This window comes from Pseudomonas sp. R3.Fl (assembly GCF_023516765.1).
Classification (GTDB): domain Bacteria; phylum Pseudomonadota; class Gammaproteobacteria; order Pseudomonadales; family Pseudomonadaceae; genus Pseudomonas; species Pseudomonas citronellolis.
Window position 1 is genome coordinate 97,019 of sequence record NZ_JAMGSO010000001.1, and the last position, 18,131, is coordinate 115,149.

Annotated in this window: 9 protein-coding genes (1 of these 9 cut by a window edge); 7 read left to right on the forward strand and 2 right to left on the reverse strand. The window is 70.3% G+C overall.

The annotated features are described in order from the left end of the window. Together M8R19_RS00365 and M8R19_RS00370 are read right to left on the reverse strand one after the other, a co-directional pair. Positions 1 to 229 carry the start of a non-ribosomal peptide synthase/polyketide synthase gene (locus tag M8R19_RS00365; protein WP_249916676.1) on the reverse strand. Its footprint begins 13,274 nt before the window's first position, so the window shows 229 of its 13,503 coding nt (coding positions 1–229); the start codon lies at positions 227 to 229; its stop codon lies beyond the left edge, outside the window. After that, positions 229 to 12,612 (reverse strand): non-ribosomal peptide synthase/polyketide synthase, encoded by a 12,384-nt coding sequence (locus tag M8R19_RS00370; protein ID WP_249916677.1) that lies wholly within the window; start codon positions 12,610 to 12,612, stop codon positions 229 to 231. The genes M8R19_RS00365 and M8R19_RS00370 overlap by 1 nt, the downstream gene beginning before the upstream one ends. A gap of 279 nt (positions 12,613 to 12,891) precedes the next feature. On the opposite strand from M8R19_RS00370, the gene M8R19_RS00375 reads away from it, so the two are divergent. Genes M8R19_RS00375 through M8R19_RS00405 form a run of 7 tightly spaced genes read left to right on the forward strand, consistent with a single transcriptional unit; the run spans position 12,892 to position 18,131 of the window. Continuing rightward, positions 12,892 to 14,079 carry a PepSY-associated TM helix domain-containing protein gene (locus tag M8R19_RS00375; RefSeq protein WP_074985169.1) on the forward strand — a complete coding sequence of 396 codons (1,188 nt, stop codon included), beginning with the start codon at positions 12,892 to 12,894 and terminating at the stop codon, positions 14,077 to 14,079. Continuing rightward, positions 14,076 to 14,615 (forward strand): PA2404 family protein, encoded by a 540-nt coding sequence (locus tag M8R19_RS00380; protein WP_249916678.1) that lies wholly within the window; start codon positions 14,076 to 14,078, stop codon positions 14,613 to 14,615. The genes M8R19_RS00375 and M8R19_RS00380 overlap by 4 nt, the downstream gene beginning before the upstream one ends. Then, a complete protein-coding gene (locus M8R19_RS00385; protein ID WP_283939431.1) occupies positions 14,612 to 14,944 on the forward strand; it encodes a hypothetical protein in 333 nt (110 codons plus the stop codon). The genes M8R19_RS00380 and M8R19_RS00385 overlap by 4 nt, the downstream gene beginning before the upstream one ends. Next, positions 14,941 to 15,510: a DUF6162 family protein gene (locus tag M8R19_RS00390; protein ID WP_074985174.1), complete on the forward strand. Its 570-nt coding sequence runs from the start codon at positions 14,941 to 14,943 to the stop codon at positions 15,508 to 15,510. Before M8R19_RS00385 ends, M8R19_RS00390 begins: the two co-directional genes overlap by 4 nt. 31 nt (positions 15,511 to 15,541) lie before the next feature. Next, entirely contained in the window at positions 15,542 to 16,483 is a 942-nt protein-coding gene (locus M8R19_RS00395; RefSeq protein ID WP_116423509.1) for a metal ABC transporter solute-binding protein, Zn/Mn family, read from the forward strand. Further along, positions 16,480 to 17,229: a metal ABC transporter ATP-binding protein gene (locus M8R19_RS00400; RefSeq protein WP_249916679.1), complete on the forward strand. Its 750-nt coding sequence runs from the start codon at positions 16,480 to 16,482 to the stop codon at positions 17,227 to 17,229. Before M8R19_RS00395 ends, M8R19_RS00400 begins: the two co-directional genes overlap by 4 nt. Continuing rightward, positions 17,226 to 18,131, forward strand: a complete 906-nt coding sequence (locus tag M8R19_RS00405; RefSeq protein ID WP_074985181.1) for a metal ABC transporter permease — start codon at positions 17,226 to 17,228, stop codon at positions 18,129 to 18,131. Before M8R19_RS00400 ends, M8R19_RS00405 begins: the two co-directional genes overlap by 4 nt.

Here is an 18,131-nt window from a genome sequence, read left to right on the forward strand (position 1 = left end):
CCGAGGGGATGTTGTAGGCCGGGCTGTCCGGCTCCATCTGCCAGAGGAACCACTGGCGTTCCTGGGCGTAGGACAGCGGCAGGCTGTCGAACGCCGAGGCCACCTCGGGAATCGGCAGGTTCGCCGGCGAGACGCCCTCTTCCAGCATCTTCTGCAGGTAGGCCTTGCGCTTGTCGAGCGGCAGGGTGATGAAGCGCCTGGCGATCCTCAGGGCGACATTCATATCCATCAAGCTTCCTCCATTTCGTCAAGCAGGGCTTCCAGCTTGTTCAGTTTCGATGTGTCGACCTGTTCGCCGGCGCCTTGCAGCTGCTCGACGAAGACGGCCAGGGTGGGGAACTGGAACAGCAACTGCGGGGTGAGCTTCAGCCCCAGCTCCAGCTGCAGGCGCGAGACCACGCCGACCGCCAGCAGCGAATGGCCGCCCAGTTCGAAGAAGTGGTCGTCGCGGCCCACGCGCTCGAGCCCCAGGACCTCGCACCAGATGGCCGCGACCTGGTTCTCCAGCTCGCCCTGCGGAGCCACGTAGTCTTCTTGGCGGGTGCTGGCATCGGGCAACGGCAGGGCCTTGCGCTCGACCTTGCCGCTGGGCGCCAGCGGCAGCCGCTCCAGCAACATCAGGTGCGCCGGCAGCATGTATTCCGGCAGGCGCTCGCGCAGGTGCGCGGCCAGGCGGGTGCGCAGGTCCTCGGTGTCGCCGGGCCACGCGCGCGGCACCGCGTAGGCCACCAGCTGCAGGCCGCCGGCTGCGGGTAGCGCCAGTACCAGGGCCCGGGCCAGGGCCGGGTGTTCGCCCAGGCAGGCCTCGATCTCACCCGGCTCGATGCGGTAGCCGCGGATCTTCACCTGTTGGTCGGCGCGGCCGAGGTACTCCAGCACGCCGTCGGCGCTCCAGCGCGCCAGGTCGCCGGTGCGGTACAGGCGCCGGCCGGGAGCGCCGAACGGATCGGGCACGAAGCGCTCGGCGGTCAGCCCCGGGCGGCCGTGGTAGCCGCGGGCGAGCAGTTCGCCGCCCACCGCCAGTTCGCCCACCACGCCTTCGGCCACCGGCTGGCCGGCGCCGTCGAGCACGTACAGGGCGCGCCCGGGCAGGGTGCGGCCGATCGGCAGACTGGCCGGCAGCGCGGCGGCGCCGTTCAGGTAGGCGGCGCAGTCCAGACTGGTGACCGTGACCGTGGCCTCGGTGGGGCCGTAGGTGTTGAGCAGGCGCACGTGCTGCAGCCCGGCTGCGCGCCAGGCCGCCAGGCCTTCCGGCGGCATGGCCTCGCCGCCGCTGTGGACCTGGCGCAGGCGCCCATAGTCGCGAGGGCCGCGCGCGGCGAAGTCGCGGGCGAGCATGCCCCAGTACGCCGCAGTGAGGTACAAGGTTGTGATGCCCAGGTCGAGGATCTGCCGATACAGCGTCTCGCTGTCCCACACCTGTGCGTCGCGCAGCACCACCGAGGCGCCCCGGGCCAGTGGCGGGTAGAGCTGCTCGACGAAGGCGTCGAAGCTGAAGCTGGAAAACTGCAGCATGCGGTCCTCACGGTCGATGCCGTAGAAGTCCGCCGCCACTTCGACGTGGCGGGCCAGGGCCTGGCGGCTGATGGCCACGCCCTTGGGCCGACCGCTGGAGCCGGAGGTGAACATCACGTAGGCGAGGTTGGCCGGCTGCGCGCGCGGCGCCGGGTCATGGGCCGGGTGGGCGGCCCAGGTGGCCTCGTCGTCCAGCGCCAGGCACGCCAGCGATGCCGGCAGCGCCAGGCCGGCCAGCAACTCGGCCTGGCCCAGCAGCAGGCGCAGGCCGCTGTCCTGGATCATGTAGCCCAGGCGCTCGGCCGGATAGTCCGGGTCCAGCGGCACGTAGGCGCCGCCGGCCTTGAGCACCGCCAGCAATGCCACCACCAGCTCCAGGCCACGCTCCATGGCCACGCCCACCAGCACGTCGGGGCCGACACCAGCCTCGATGAGGCGGTGCGCCAGGCGGTTGGCGCGGGCGTTCAGCTCGCCATAGCTGAGTTCGCGGCCATCGAACAGCAGCGCGCAGGCCGTCGGCTGGCACGCGGCCTGCTCGGCGAAGCGCAGTTCGACGTCGCGCTCGTCGGCGTAGCGCCCGGGGTTGTACGCCCAGTCGCGCAGCAGGCGCTGGCGTTGTTCGCCCTCGATGAGTTCGAACTCGCCCAGCGCGGCCTGCGCGCCAAGCGCCGGCATCTGCGCCAGCAGGTGCGTCAGTTGACGGTCCAGGCGCTCGATGGCGGCCGCGGTGAAGTGCGCACGGTCGTAGCCGTACTGCAGCTCCAGGGTGCTGCCAGCGTTGACGCCCAGGCTCAACGGGTAGTTGGTCTGCTCGTGGCTGGCCATGGCGCCGAAGGTCAGGCCTTCGCTGGCCTGTTCCTGGAGCACGGCGGCCACCGGGTAGTTCTCGAACACCAGGATGTTGTCGAACAGCGCCTCGCCGCCCTGCCCGGCCCAGCGCTGAATGTCGTACAGTGGCGTGTGCTCGTGCTCGCGCAAGGCCAGGTTCTGCTCCTGCACCTGCTGCAGCCACTGCCCGAGGGGCTGCTCGGCGCGCGGGCTGGCGATCACCGGCAGGGTGTTGATGAACAGCCCGACCTGTTCCTCGACACCGCGCAAGTCTGCCGGTCGACCCGCCACGGTGGCGCCGAAGGCCACCGTGGCCTGGCCGCTGCAACGCTGCAACAGGAGCAGCCAGGCGGCCTGCACCAGGGTGTTGAGAGTGACTTTCTGGGCCCGGGCGAACTCGGCCAGGTCGCGGGTCCGCTCGGCATCCAGCTCGCAGCGGAACTCGGCGTGGCCGCTGCCACCCAGCTCGCCGGCAACCAGGGCGCGGGCCAGTCGGGTGGGCTCCTCCAGCGGACGTAGCTGTTCGCGCCAGAAGGCTTCATCGCGCTGCGCGTCACGCGCCTGCAGCCAGGCGATGTAGTCACGGTAGCGTCCCGCCGGGCGCCGCGGCTCGGCGCCGTGGTAGCGCTGCAGCACCTCGCCGAGCAGGCGCGCGTTGCTCCAGCCGTCCATGAGGATGTGGTGATTGGTGTAGATCAGGTGCCAGGCATGTTCGCCGCTGCGCACCAACGCCAGGCGCAGCAGTGGGGCGCGACCGAGGTCGAAGCCCTGTTCGCGCTCGGCGGCGGCCAAGCCGTCGAGGGCCTCGGTGAGGTCCGCGCGACCGCGCCAGTCGACCAGGCTGCAGGGCATCTCGACATGGCGGCGGACAAATTGCAGCGGCACCTCGCTGCCCTGCCAGAGGAAGCCGGTGCGCAGGCTGTCGTGGGCGTCCAGCACGGCCTGCCAGGCCTGGTGGAAGCGCTGCGGGTCCAGGCCCTCCACGTCCAGGCGCAGCTGGTTGATGTAGTCGCCGGCGTCCTGCCGGTACAGGCTGTGGAACAGCATGCCCTGCTGCATCGGCGACAGCGGGTAGAGGTCGTCGATTTCGCCGAGGGTCAACGGCAGGCGATCCAGCTGCTCCTGCCGCAGGTGCGCCAGGGGGAAGTCAGAGGGCGTGGCGCCCTGCCCCGGCGCCGCGCAGCAGTGCGCCAGCAGCACGCGCAGTTCCTCGGCGTAGGCGTCGGCCAGGGCCTGGATGTCGGCCTCGGCGAAGCGCTCGCCGCTGAAGCTCCAGTCGATGCGCAACTGCCCGCCATAGACCCGGCCGTTGAGCGCCAGCCAGTTGGCCATGGGCGCGTCGGGGCTCTGGTCGGCGCCGGCGGCCTCGCCGCTGGGCACGAAGAGCGCGTCCTGGGCGGCGGCAAAGCTGGCGTCGAACTGGCCCAGGTAGTTGAAGGTGATGCGCGGCTGCGCCAGCCCGGTCAGCTCGACCTCGCCCTCGCGATGGCGCAGCAGGCCGAAGCCGAGCCCCTTGTTCGGTACCGCGCGCAGTTGTTCCTTGACGCGCTTGAGCGCTTCGCCCGGCTCACCCGCCGGGCTCAGGCGCAGCGGGAAGACGCTGGTGAACCAACCGACCGTGCGGCTCAGGTCGATGTCGTCGAACAGTGTCTCGCGGCCGTGGCCTTCGAGCAGCACGGCGGTTTCGGGCTGCCCGGTCCAGCGGCAGATCACCCGCGCCAGCGCGGTCAGCAGCAGGTCGTTGACCTGGGTGCGGTAGGCCGCCGGCGCTTCCTGCAACAGACGGCGGGTGGCCTCGGCATCCAGCTCGGTGTGTACCGAACGGGCATGACGGTTGGTCTGATCGCCCTCGGGGTTGGCGCCGGGCAAGGCGAGGTCAAGGCCACGCAGCTGTTCCAGCCAGTAACCACGCTCGGCCTCCAATGCGCCGCTGGCGGCATGGGCCTGCAGGCGTTCGGCCCAGTGCTTGAAGGCGCTGGTCTTGGCTGGCAGGACGATGGCCCGCCCGGCCTTGGCCTGGCGGTAGGCGCCTTGCAGGTCCTCGAAGAGCACGCGCCAGGACACCCCATCCACCACCAGGTGGTGGATCACCAGCAGCAGGCGCTGGCTGCCGTCCGCCTGAGTGGCCAGCAGCGCACGCAGCAACGGCCCCTGGGCCAGGTCCAGGCTGCGCTGGGCGGCCTCGGCGTGCCGGCGCAACACCTCGTCGCCGGCCATCTCGACCTGGCGCAGCAGCCCCTGGGCCACCTCGGCCTGGTGCTCGGCGCGCCAGTTGCCCTGTTCCTCGCGGAAGTTCAGACGCAGCGCGTCATGGTGCTCCACCACGGCCTGCAGAGCGCGTTCCAGCGCTCCGGCATCGAGGCGCTCACGCACCTTCAGCAGCACCGACTGGTTCCACCAGTGGCGCTCAGGGATGGCCTCGGCGAAGAACGCCCGCTGCACCGGCAGCAGCGGCGTGGCACCGCGCACCGGCCCCTGGTCGATGCCGACGGCGCCACCGAGGCTGGCCAGCGGTGCCAGCTCGGCGATGCTCTGCGCCTGGAACAGCGCCTTGGGGGTGAAGTGGATGCCGGCCTGGCGCGCGCGGCTGACCAGTTGCAGGGAGACGATCGAGTCGCCGCCGATCTCGAAGAAGTTGTCGTCCACGCCCACCTGCGGCAACCCCAGGACATCGGCCCAGATCGCCGCCAGGCGTTTTTCCAGTTCGTTGCGCGGGGCCACGTAGGCGCCCTGTTGCTCCTGCGCGACGGGCACTGGCAGGCCCTTGCGGTCGAGCTTGCCGTTGGGCGTCAGCGGCATGCGCTCGAGGAAAAGCAGGTGCGCCGGCAGCATGTATTCCGGCAGCCGCTCCCGCAGGGCCTCTCGCAGCGCCGTACGGCAGGCCGCCTGGGCATCGCCCGGCGCCGCCAGGGCGGCATCCTGCGGCACCACGTAGCCGACCAGCTGCATGCCGCTGCCGCCGCTCTGGGCCACCACCACCGCCTCGCGCACCGTCGGCAGCTCGCGCAGGCGTGCCTCGATCTCGCCCAGCTCGATGCGGAAGCCTCGGATCTTCACCTGGTGATCGACCCGGCCGAGGTAGTCGACCACGCCGTCGGCGCGGCCACGGGTCAGGTCGCCACTGCGGTACAGGCGGCTGCCGGGGGCGCCGAAGGGGTCCGGGACGAAACGCTCGGCGGTCAGCGCCGGGCGCTCCAGGTAGCCGCGGGCCACGGCCTCGCCGCCCAGGTACAGCTCGCCCGCCACGCCGATAGGCAGCGGGTTGAGCTGCGGGTCGAGGATGTAGCCGCAACGATTGCCGATCAGCTCGCCGATGGGCATGTAGGCGGCGCCACAGGGGTCGCCGCGGCGCGCTTTCCAGAGCAGCGGGGTGACCACCGTCTCGGTCGGACCGTAGCCGTTGAACAGGTACTTCGGTTGCAGCGCACGCCAGGCCAGGTCGTAGCTGGCCTGGGCCACCGCGTCTCCGCCGCAGCAGTAGATGCGCACCGGCGGCGGATTGCCGACGCGCTCGGCGTGCTCGGCCAGTTGCTGCATATACACCGGCGGGAACACGGCCACCGTCACCCCGTAGTGGCGCAGCTTCTCGTAGGCCTGTTCCGGCAGCCACAGCTCGTCCTCGCGCACCAGCACCCGCGCGCCGTACACCAGCGGGTGCATCCAACCCTCGTGGGCGCCGTCGAAGGCGAACGACATGAAGTGCATCTCGCAGTCGTCCGGGGTCATTTCGTAGCGCTCGCCGTTGGCCAGGATGTGCGCGGCCAGCGGCCCGTGCTCCACCGCCACGCCCTTGGGCAGGCCGGTGGAACCGGAGGTGTAGATGACATAGGCCAGGTTGCCGCCGGCCAGGTCCGTCTGCGGTTCGTGGTCGGGGCCGGCGTGCCAGTCGAGGTCGCGGTCCAGGGCCAGGCTGGTCAGCCCTTCGGGTAGCGGCAGGCGCGGCAGCAAGCGGCTGTCGCTGAGCAGCAGCTGCGCGCGGCTGTCCTGCATCATGTACAGCAGGCGTTCGCGGGGATACTCGATGTCCAGCGGCACGTAGGCTCCGCCGGCCTTGAGCACGCCGAGGAAGGCCACCACACTTTCCAGGCTGCGTGGCAGGGCGATGGCCACCCGCGCCTCGGGGCCGACGCCACGGGCGATCAGCGAGTGGGCCAGGCGGTTGGCGCGACGGTCCAGCTCAGCAAAGCTGAGGCTGCTGTCGCCGAACAGCAGCGCGGTGGCCTGCGGCGTGCGCCGCGCCTGGTCGGCCACCAGCTGGTGCACCAGGCGCTGGCGCGGGTAGCCGGCGCCGGTCCGGTCCCAGAGCGCACGGAGCTGCCGCTGCTCGTCGGCATCGAGCAGGCCGATGCGCCCCAGCGGCTGCTGCGGGTCGGCGATGAACGCCTCGATCAGGTTCAGCCAGTGGCGGTGCAGGCGCGTCACGCCCTCCTCGCTGAACAGCGCGCTGTCGTAGCTGTACTGCAGGCTGAGGCCGGCGCCCAGGCCCAGGGCAACGGTCAGCGGGTAGTTGGTCTGCTCGTGGCTGGCCAGGGCGCCGAAACGCGGGCCCTCGCCGGCGCCGCGCGCCAGCACCTCGGCCACCGGATAGTTCTCGAACACCAGCAGGCTGTCGAACAGCGCCTCGCCGCCCAGGCCGGCCCAGCGCTGGATGTCCACCAGCGGCGTGTGTTCCTGCTCGCGCAGCGCCAGGTTCTGCGCCTGTACCGCCCGCAGCCAGGCCGCCACCGTCAGCTGCGGCGCCGGACTGCCGACCACCGGCAGGGTGTTGATGAACAGCCCGATCTGCCGCTCGATGCCCGGCAGCTGCGCCGGGCGGCCGGCGACCGTGGCGCCGAAGGCCACGCAGTCCTGGCCGCTGTAGCGCTGCAGCAGCAGCGCCCAGGCTGCCTGCAGCAGGCTGTTGAGAGTCACCTGGTGACCCACGGCGAAGCGTTTCAGGCGCTCGGTATGCGCCGGCTCCAGGGTCCATTGCAGGCTGCGCATGCCGGCCTCGCCGGCGCGCGGCTGCGGCGCCGCGGCCTGGGCCAGGCGGGTCGGCTCCTGCAGCTCGGCCAACTGGCCTTTCCAGAAAGCCTCGCTGGCGGCCTTGTCCTGCGCCTGCAGCCAGCCGATGTAGTCGCGGAAGCGCCCGGGGCTGCCGCCCGGGGCACGCCCGGCGTAGCGCTCCAGCACTTCGCCGAGCAGCTGCGCATTGCTCCAGCCGTCCAGCAGGATGTGGTGGTAGGTGTGCACGAGGTGGTAGCGCTGCTCGTCGCAACGCACCAGTTGCAGGCGCATCAGCGGCGGCTGGCGCAGGTCGAAACCGCGCTGGCGTTCCTGCTCGGCGAGCCGGTCGAGGACCACGGCGCAATCGGCGCGGCCGCGCCAGTCCAGTGTCTCGAACGGCAGTTCGACGTGGCGCAGCACCGCCTGCAGCGGCTGCGCCAGGTCGCCCTCGCTGAGGAAACCGGTACGCAGGATGTCGTGGGCATCCAGGGTAGCCTGCCAGGCCTGGCGGAAGCGCTGCGGATCCAGCGCCTCGATGTCCAGGCGCAATTGGTTGACGTACTGCTCGCTGTCCTGCTCGTAGAGGCTGTGGAACAGCATGCCCTGCTGCATCGGCGATAGTGGATAGAGGTCGTCGATTTCGCCGAGTGCCAGCGGCAGCGCGTCCAGTTGCGCCTGGTCCAGCCCGGCCAGGGGGAAGTCCGAGGGCGTCGCCCCGGCGTGGCGCGGGTCGCGGCAGTGGTCGATGAGCGCTTGCAGTTCGCGCGCGTAGTCGTCCACCAGGCGCTGCACGCTGGCCTCTGCGAACATCTCCTGGCTGAACGCCCAGCTCAGGTTCAGCTCGCCGCCGTAGACCTGGCCTTCGATGCTCAGCCAGTTGGCCAGCGGCGCGCGCGGGTCCTGGGCCTGGCCGGCGCTTTCCGCGGCCGGCACCAACAGCGCGCTTTCGTCGAACTGGCGGTCGAACTGGCCCAGGTAGTTGAAGGTGATGCGCGGCTGCGGCAACGCCGCCAGGGCCTGGGCGCTTTCGGCGCCGCCCAGGTAGCGCAGCAGGCCGTAGCCGACGCCCTTGTCCGGCACGCCGCGCAGCTGTTCCTTGACCGCCTTGATCGAGGCGCCGAGGTCGGCGGCCGGGGCCAGGCGCAGCGGGAACAGGCTGGTGAACCAGCCGACGCTGCGGCTCAGGTCCAGCCCGCCGCCCAGGTCCTCGCGGCCGTGGCCTTCCAGTTGCACCAGCACGCTGGCCTCGCCGCTCCAGCGGCAGATCACCCGGGCCAGGGCGGTCAGCAGCAGGTCGTTGACCTGGGTGCGGTAGGCCGCCGGGGCTTCCTGCAGCAGCTGACGGGTGCGCTCGGTATCGAGGGTCAGGGCGAGCTTGCATTCGTGGCGCTTTTCCAGCGCGCCTTGCGGGTTGTCGCATGGCAGGGTGCGCGGGGCGTCGGCCAGTTGCGCCTGCCAGTAGGCCAGCTCGCCTTGGCGTTGTCGGGCCTGTTCCTGCAACTGGCGGGTCCAGGCCTGGTAGGCGCTGCTGCGCGGCGGCAGCTCGGCGTCCGGCTGTGCGTACAGGTGCTGCAGGTCCTCCAGCAGGATGCGCCAGGACACGCCGTCCACCACCAGGTGGTGGATCGCCAGCAGCAGGCGCTGGCTGCCGTCGGCCAGGTCCACCAGCAGCGCGCGCAGCAGCGGGCCCTGTTGCAGGTCCAGGCTGCGCTGGGCTTCTTCGCAGAGCGCGGCCAGCGCCTCGGGTGAAGCGGCCTGGCGGCGCCACAGCGGGCTTTCGGCCTGTTCGGCATAGGCTTGGCGCCATACACCGTCTTCCTGGCGGAAGCGCAGGCGCAGGGCGTCGTGGTGCGCCAGCAGGCGCAGCAGCGCGCGCTCCAGGCGCTCGCCGTCCAGCGGCTGGCGGGCCTGCAGCAGCAGCGACTGGTTCCAGTGCTGGCGCTCGGGGATGGCTTGCTCGAAGAACCAATGCTGCACCGGAGCCAGGGCCGCCTCGCCCCGGGCGGGGCCTTGCTCCACCGCGGCGGCGAGGGGCTGGGCCACCTGGGCCAGGCCGCGCACGCTCTGGTGCTGGAACAGGTCGCGCGGGCTCAGCTGCAGCCCCGCCTGGCGCGCCCGGCTGACCACCTGGATGGCGATGATGGAATCGCCGCCCAGGGCGAAGAAGTTGTCGTCCAGGCCGACCTGGGGAATGCCCAGCAGGTCCTGCCAGATGGCCGCCAGGCGCTGCTCCACCTCGTTGCGCGGTGCCACGTAGTCGGTCTGGGCCACGGTCGCGTCGGGCTTGGGCAGGGCCTTGCGGTCGAGCTTGCCGTTGGGGCTCAGGGGCATCTGTTCCAGAACAAGCCACTGCGCCGGGACCATGTATTCCGGCAGGCTGCTGGCCAGGTGCGCGGCCAGGGTTTCGCGCCAGTCGTCCTGCTCGGCATCGAGCACGACGTAGCCGACCAGTTGCTTGCCGTCCACGGCCAGCACCGCCGCTTCGCGCACCGATTCGTGTTCCAGCAGGCGCGCCTCGATCTCGCCCAGTTCGATGCGCAGGCCGCGCAGCTTCACCTGGTGGTCGATGCGGCCGGCGTACTCGATCACGCCGTCGACGCGGTAGCGGGCCAGGTCGCCGGTGCGGTACATGCGCTCGCCAGCCGCGAAGGGGCTGGCGACGAAGCGTTCGGCGGTCAGCGCCGGGCGCTGGTGGTAGCCGCGGGCCAGGCCTTCACCGGCCAGATACAGCTCGCCCAGCACGCCTACCGGTACGGGTTCCAGATTGCCGTCGAGGATATGGCAGCCCAGGTTGGCGATGGGCTGGCCGATCGGGACGGCGTCCTTGCCCTCCTCCACACAGGTCCAGTGGGTGACGTCGATGGCGGCCTCGGTAGGGCCGTAGAGGTTGTACAGGCCGGCTTGCGGCAGCTTGGCGAAGACCTGTTGCTGGGCATCCACCGGCAGCGCCTCGCCGCTGCAGATGATGCGTTTCAGGCTGGAGCAACTGGTGACTGCGGCGTCCTGCAGGAAGGCCTGCAGCATCGAAGGCACGAAGTGCAGCGTGGTGACGCCTTCGCGGTTGATCAGCTCCACCAGCTTCGCCGGGTCGCGGTGATCGCCCGGTGCTGCGACCACCAGGCGCGCGCCGGTCATCAGCGGCCAGAAGAATTCCCAGACCGAGACGTCGAAGCTGAATGGCGTCTTCTGCAGCACGGCATCGCCGGCGTCCAGGCCATAGGCTTCCTGCATCCAGCACAGACGGTTGGTCAATGCGCGATGGCGGTTTCCGGCGCCCTTGGGCTTGCCGGTGGAGCCGGAGGTGTAGATCACGTAGGCGAGGTTTTCGCCATCCAGGGGCACAGCGGGGTTGGCCTCGCTGTAGCCTTCCAGCCAGTCGCCGTCCTGATCCAGATCGATGCGCTGCACGCCCTCGGCCAATGGCAGGTCAAGGTGCGACTGGCTCAGCAGCAGCTTCACGCCGCTGTCTTCCAGCATGTAGGCCAGGCGCTCGGCGGGGTATTCCGGGTCCAGCGGCACGTAGGCGCCGCCAGCTTTCAGGATCGCCATCAAGCCAACGACCATCTCGATGGAGCGCTCAACCGCGATGCCGACCAGGCTGTCCGGGCCGACGCCATGCGCTTTCAACAAGTGGGCAAGCTGGTTGGCCCGGCGGTTCAGTTCCGCATAGCTCAGGCGTTGCTCGCCGAAGGCCAGCGCCGGCGCATCCGGGTGGCGCTCGGCCTGTTCCTCGAACAGCTGGTGCACGCCGCGTTGCAGCGGGTACTCCGTGGTCGTGGCGTTCCACTGCTGCAGGATCAGTTCGCGCTCGCCGACATCCAGCATCGGCAGCTCGCCGACCGCGCGCTGCGGGTCGTCGATCATCGCCCGCAGCAGGTTCTGCCAGTGCCGCGCCATGCGCTCGATGGTCGCCGGCTCGAACAGGTCGGTGGCGTAGGTCAGCGCGGCGTACAGGCGGCCGCCCTTCTCGTAGGTGTCCAGGGAAAGGTCGAACTGGGTGGTGCGGCTCTGCCAGTCCAGGCGGCTCAGGCGCAGGCCCGCCACGTCGTCCAGGGCCTCGATGTCGGCCACCTGCGGCTGGTGGTTGTACATCACCTGGAACAGCGGGCTGTGGCTCAGGCTGCGCTCCACCTGGAAGGCATCCAGCAGGCGTTCGAACGGCAGGTCCTGGTGGGCCTGGGCGCCCAGCACGCTGTCGCGCACCTGGGCCAGCAGGCCCTGCACCGGCGTCTGCGCGTCGAATACCGCGCGCAGCACCTGGGTGTTGACGAACAGGCCGATCAGCCCTTCCACCTCGGCGCGGTTGCGGTTGGCGATGGGCGCGCCGACGCGCAGGTCGCCCTCGCCGCTGTAGCGTTGCAGCAGCACGTCGAAGCCGCCCAGCAGCAGCATGAACAGCGTCAGCCCCTGCTGCCGCGCGGCGGCGCGCAGGGCTTCGGCCAGTGCAGGTTCTACGGCGAATTCGTAGCGGGCGCCGCGGTAGCTGGCCTGGGCCGGGCGCGGGTGGTCGGCCGGCAGCTCCAGCACCGGGTGATGCTCGCCAAGCTGCTTGCGCCAGTAGTCCAGCTGGCGTTCCTGCTCACCGGCCTCCAGCCAGCTGCGCTGCCAAAGGGCATAGTCGGCGTACTGCACCGGCAGCGCCGACAGCTGCGCCTCGCGGCCCTCGGCATAGGCGCTGTAGAAGCGGCCGAATTCCTCGATCAGCAGGTTCATCGACCAGCCGTCGGAGACGATGTGGTGCAGCGTCAGCAGCAGCACGTGTTCCTGCTCGCCCAGGCGGATCAGGCGCACCCGCAGCAGCGGGCCGCGGCCCAGGTCGAAGCTCTGCAGCGACTCGCGCTGGGCTTCCTCGCGCACGCGCGCTTCCCGTTCATCCGCGGCCAGGGCGCTGAAGTCCTCGTAGGCCACCTGCAGCTCGCCGGGCATGGGCGCCAGCAACGGGGTGCCGTCCGCATCCGCGACGAAGACGCTGCGCAGGGTCTCGTGGCGCTCCACCAGGCTGGCGAAGGCGCGCTCCAGGGCCTGGCGGTCCAGCGCCCCTTGCAGGCGCACGGCGCCGGGCAGGTTGTAGGCGCCGCTGTGCGGGTCCAGCTGCCAGAGCAGCCACATGCGCTGCTGGGCGTAGGAAGGCCGCTTGCGCTCGGCGCTCTCCACCCCGGCCGGAATCGGGAACAGCGAGAAGTCGACTCCCTCGGCGCCCAGGCTGTCGAGGAACATCCGACGTTTTTCCGGGGGCAGCTCGATAAAGCGGCGGGCGAGTTTCAGGGAGTGGTCTGCGTTCATCGGTTCTCTTCCGTGCACGTGGGCAGCGAGCGCCTTGGGCTCGAGTGGACTCAAGGGGGAACGGACCAGGTACGGGGAAAATTACCCTGCGAGAGAGGCAGGAGCGGGTCTTGCGACCAGTGGGATTTCCCCGAACTATCAGCGACTTATGCAAGGCAAAAGTTTTTTTGCATCTACCCCTAAATCCCCCGCGCAGCACCTCGTTTCACCCGAATAACGAGCATTGCGCGCAGCCACCGATGCCGCCCATGAGCCCCAGCGAAAGCCTGCAGAACCCCCATGGCAAAGAAGTCCCGTTCAAGACTCTGGTTCCTCGTCCACAGCTGGTTGGCCCTGCCCATCTGGTTCTTCGTCCTGCTGGTGTGCCTGACCGGCACCCTGGCGGTGGTCAGCCAGGAACTCGTCTGGCTGGCCAAGCCGGAGGTGCGCGCCAGCATGCCCAGCGCCGACGCCCAGGAACTCAGCTTCGACCAGTTACTGGCGGCGATCGCCCGGCAGCAGCCGGAGATCCGCGTGGAGACGCTGAACTTCCCGCAGGAGAACCATTTCGCCCTCACCGCCCGGGTCAGCTTCCCCGACGGCTCGCGCGCCAGCCTGTACGTCAACCCCTACAGCGGGACGATCCAGGGGCAAAGCACGAACTTTGACTTCCGCCAGTTCACTCGCGCCCTGCACGGCTGGTGGCTGGTGCCGTTCAACCACGGCTACAGCTGGGGCTGGTACCTGGTCTCGGTGCTGGGCCTGCCGATGCTCGCCTCGCTGGTCACCGGGCTGGTGGTCTACAAGCGCTTCTGGCGCGGCTTCCTCAACCCGCGCCTGCGCCTGAATCAGGGCGCGCGGATCTTCTGGGGCGACCTGCACCGGCTGGGTGGCATCTGGTCGATCTGGTTCATCGCGGTCATTTCCATCACCGGCACCTGGTTCCTGATCCAGGCGCTGCTGGCCGACAACCACGTCACCCTGTCCACCCAGGGAGTGCCGCCGGTAATCGCCCGAGCCGACGTGCCGCAGGGCGAAACCGCCCCGCCGCTTAGCCTCGACGAGGCGGTGCGCATCGCCCAGCGAAGCGTACCGAGCCTTCAGGCCAGCGACGTGGCCCTGCCATCCAACGCCTACAGCCCGATCTACGTCGAGGGCCGCGGCTGGTACCCGCTGATGTACCAGACGGTGGCGGTCAACCCCTACACCGGGCGCATCGAGTCCACCCACCTGCTCAGCGACCGCAGCGCGCTGGAGTTCGTCACCGAGTCGATGCGCCCGCTGCACACCGGCGACTTCGGCGGCATCTGGCTGAAGCTGGTGTGGTTCGTGTTCGGCCTGATCCTCAGCCTGATGGTGCTCAGCGGCCTGCTGATCTGGAGCAAGCGCACCGCCCAGGCCACCGCCGCGCTGGTCAAGCGCCAGCGCCGGGCACCGCGCCCGCCCGGGCCGGCGCCGATGGACCAGGCGCTGGAGGGCCGGCCATGAACAAACCCGCCACATTGCCGGCCGCCTCGCCGCTGCGGAGCCTGTGGCTGCGTTGGCGCTTCCATCTCAACGTGCTGCTGGTGCTGGTGCCGCTGGCCTTCATGCCGCGCTACTTCGCCGACGTGGCGCTGTTCCGCGGCACCAGCGGCCTCGGCGAGCGCGAGTTCGGCGAGTTCCAGGTCGGCCCCTGGAGCCTGCGCCTGGCCGAGCTGCACGATGCCGCCCCGCACAACGAGGGCCCGGCCGGCTACCTCAAGGAGTTCAACGCAGCGCTCTGCGCCGCATGCATTCCCCAGGTGCGCGCGGCCTACCTGCGCGTAGGCAAGCCACGCAGCCTGCGCACTGCCGGCGCAATCTTCTTCGGCTCGCCCTACCGAATGGGCGCCTCGCTGCCGATCCCGCCGCGCACCGGCAGCGATGCCGAACTGTGGATCACCCTGGAGGGCTGGGACGGCTCGGTGCACCAGGCCGCCGTGCCGCTCTCCGTCGCCTCTCCGGCCACCCTGGCCTGGCTGAAACAACGAGGAAAACCATGATCGCCGCTTCCACTCGCCTGCGCCGCCTGGCACTGGCGGCCCTACTGCTTGGACTGGCCGGTACCGCCCAAGCGCACAACCCCGTTTGCGAATGCGAAGGCGTGGACGCCGGCAAGATCCGCTGCAAGGGCGGTTTTTCCGACGGCAGCGGCGCCCCGGGGGTGACCCTCGACGTGATCGGCTACGACGAGCGCATCCTGGTGCCGGGCAAGCTCGGCGAAGACTCCACCCTCACCTTCGAGCGCCCCGAGGGCGAGTTCTACGTGCTGTTCGACGCCGGCCCCGGGCACGTGGTGGAAATCGACCACGCCGACATTCCAACGCCATGAGCGTACAGATCGTTCGCCCGGCCGGTGCCGGCCATGAAACCCTCTACGTGCTGCTCGGCGCACTGCTGATCGTTCTGCTTGCCGCCACCGCCATCGCCCTGCGCCAGGAACGCCACGCGACCACCGCGCCCGTCGCGCACCAGCTGGACGCGCGGCGTGACCTGAATGCCGCCGAACAGGGTATCTACGCCGACCTGCAGGTGGCCGCCGAAGAAATCCAGGCCCGCCTGGCCGAAGCGGGCGCCGCGCCAAGCCCCGCCGAACTGGCCGCCGAGGGCTTCCCACCGTTCACCCGGGACGCTGCCGCGGCCAGCCGTGGCGGCCACGCCTGGGGTCTGGCCGACGATGCCGCCGGGCTGCGCTACCTGGGACGCAGCGCCCAGGCAGGGGGGATCGGCTCCTTCCTCCTGCTGCTGCCGGCGCAGGGCGAGCCCGAAGTCTGGCTTAGCCGCGCGCAGCCAGCGCCAGAGCAGGCACCGGCGAACGCCGAGGCGCTGGTCGCCGACGGCTGGCGGCAGGTAATCAGCCAGTTCGACGCCGGGGTGACCCGCCAACACCGCCATTGACCCACAGCGACTCCACAGAAGGTTCCCTTCCATGCGCTTCTCCCGTGTTCTGCGCGGCCTGGCCGCCGCCCTCCCCGCCCGCGCGCTGCTGGCCGCGGCGCTGCTCCTGGCGCTGCCGGTCGGCCATGCCGAGCCGGCCAAGCGCCTGCGCATCGGTATCACCCTGCATCCCTACTACAGCTACGTGAGCAACATCGTCGGCGACAAGGCCGAGGTGGTGCCACTGATCCCGGCCGGCTTCAATCCGCACGCCTACGAGCCGCGCGCCGAGGACATCAAGCGCATCGGTACGCTGGACGTGGTGGTGCTCAACGGCGTGGGCCACGACGATTTCGCCGAGCGCATGATCCAGGCCAGCGAGAAGCCCGCCATCCCGCTCATCGAGGCCAACGCCCGGGTGCCACTGCTGGCCGCCACCGGCACCGCCGCTCGCGGCGCCGGCAAGGTGGTCAACCCGCACACCTTCCTGTCCATCAGCGCCTCCATCACCCAGGTCAACACCATCGCCCGCGAACTGGGCAAGCTCGACCCGGCCAACGCCACCACCTACACGCGCAATGCCCGCGCCTACGGCCAGCGCCTGCGTGCCCTGCGTGCCGCGGCCCTGGGCCGGCTGAGCCAGGCGCCGGCGGCGGACTTCCGCGTGGCCACCATCCACGGCGCCTACGACTACCTGCTGCGCGAGTTCGGCCTGGAGGTCACCGCGGTGGTGGAGCCAGCCCACGGCATCGAGCCCAGCCCGAGCCAGTTGAAGAAGACCATCGACCAACTCAGAGAACTGGACGTGAAGGTGATCTTCTCGGAGATCGACTTCCCCTCCACCTACGTCGACACCATCCAGCGCGAGTCCGGGGTGAAGCTCTACTCGCTGTCGCACATCTCCTATGGCGAATACAGCGCCGACAAGTACGAGCAGGAAATGGCGCGCAACCTCGACACCGTGGTCCGCGCCATCCAGGAGTCCGGCGCATGACCGCCGTCGAGGCACTGGGCCCGCCGCCCGGGCCACGGGTGCTGTTCGCCGGGGTCAGCCTGGAGCTGGGCGGCAGCCGCATCCTCGACGAGGTACGCCTGGAGGTGGCGGCCGGCAGCGTGCACGCCCTGGTCGGCCCCAACGGCGGTGGCAAGAGCTCGCTCGTCAAGAGCCTGCTGGGGCAGATGCCGCACCGCGGCGAGCTGAGCCTGGAATGGCCCGGCGTCCCCGGCTGCGTCGGCTACGTGCCGCAGGCGCTGGAGTTCGAGCGTGGCCTGCCGCTGACCGTGGACGACTTCATGGCCGCGCTGTGCCAGCGCCGCCCGGCATTCCTCGGCCTGTCGCGCAACCGGCGCCCGGCGATCGACGCGGCGCTGGAGCGGGTCGGCATGCTGGCCAAGCGCGGCCGGCGCATGGGCGCCCTGTCCGGCGGCGAGCGCCAGCGCGTGCTGCTGGCCCAGGGCCTGGTTCCACCGCCGCAACTGCTGGTGCTGGACGAACCGATGTCGGCGCTCGACGAGGGCGGCATCCAGGTCTTCGAACGCCTGCTGCAGGACTGGCGCCGCGCCGGAGTGACGGTGCTGTGGATCGAACACGACCTGCAGGCCGTGGCACGCCTGGCCGACCGCGTCAGCGGGCTCAACCGTCAACTGCTGTTCGACGGCCCGGCGGCCACCAGCCTGACCCCGGAACGCCTGCTCACGCTGTTCTCCACCCTGCCGCGCAAGCCGGAGGCAAGCCGATGAACGACACCTATGAGGCCTTGCGCCAAGCCATCCAGGCCTGGGCGGCGGCCGGCCACTTGCCGCAGGTCCTGGCCTACGGTTTCGTCATCAATGCCCTGCTCGCCGGCGCGCTGATCGGCCCGGTGCTTGGCGGCCTGGGCACCCTGGTGGTGGTCAAGCGCTTCGCCTTCTTCTCCGAAGCGGTGGGCCACGCCGCGCTCACCGGGGTGGCCATCGGCATCCTCCTCGGCGAGCCCTACACCGGCCCCTACGGCAGCCTGTTCGGCTACTGCCTGCTATTCGGCGTGCTGCTCAACTACCTGCGCAATCGCACCGGGCTGGCCCCGGACACCCTGATCGGGGTGTTCCTCTCGGTGTCCCTGGCACTGGGCGCCAGCCTGCTGCTGGTGCTGGCCGGGAAGATCAACGTGCATATCCTGGAGAACGTACTGTTCGGCTCGGTGCTGACGGTCAACGCCCACGACCTCGCGGTGCTCGCGGTGGTCGCCGTGCTGGTGCCAAGCCTGGCCCTGCCGCTGTACAACCGCATCATGCTGGCCAGCTTCAACCCGCAGTTGGCGGCGGTACGCGGGGTGGCGGTGAAACGCCTGGACTACCTGTTCGTGGCCCTGGTGACGCTGGTCACCGTGGCCGCGGTGAAGGTCATCGGGGCGATCCTGGTGGGCGCCCTGCTGGTGATCCCGGCAGCCGCGGCGCGCCTGGTCAGCCAGTCGCTGCGCGGCTTCTTCTGGCTGTCGGTGCTGATCGCCAGCCTCAGTACCCTGAGCGGCATCCTGCTGCCCATCGCCCTCGACCTGCCGATCCCCTCGGGCGCGGCGATCATCCTGGTCGCCGGCCTGGCCTTCACTCTCGCCGCCGTCGCCCGTGGCTGCCTGCCGCAGCTCAAGGGCAACCTCGGATGA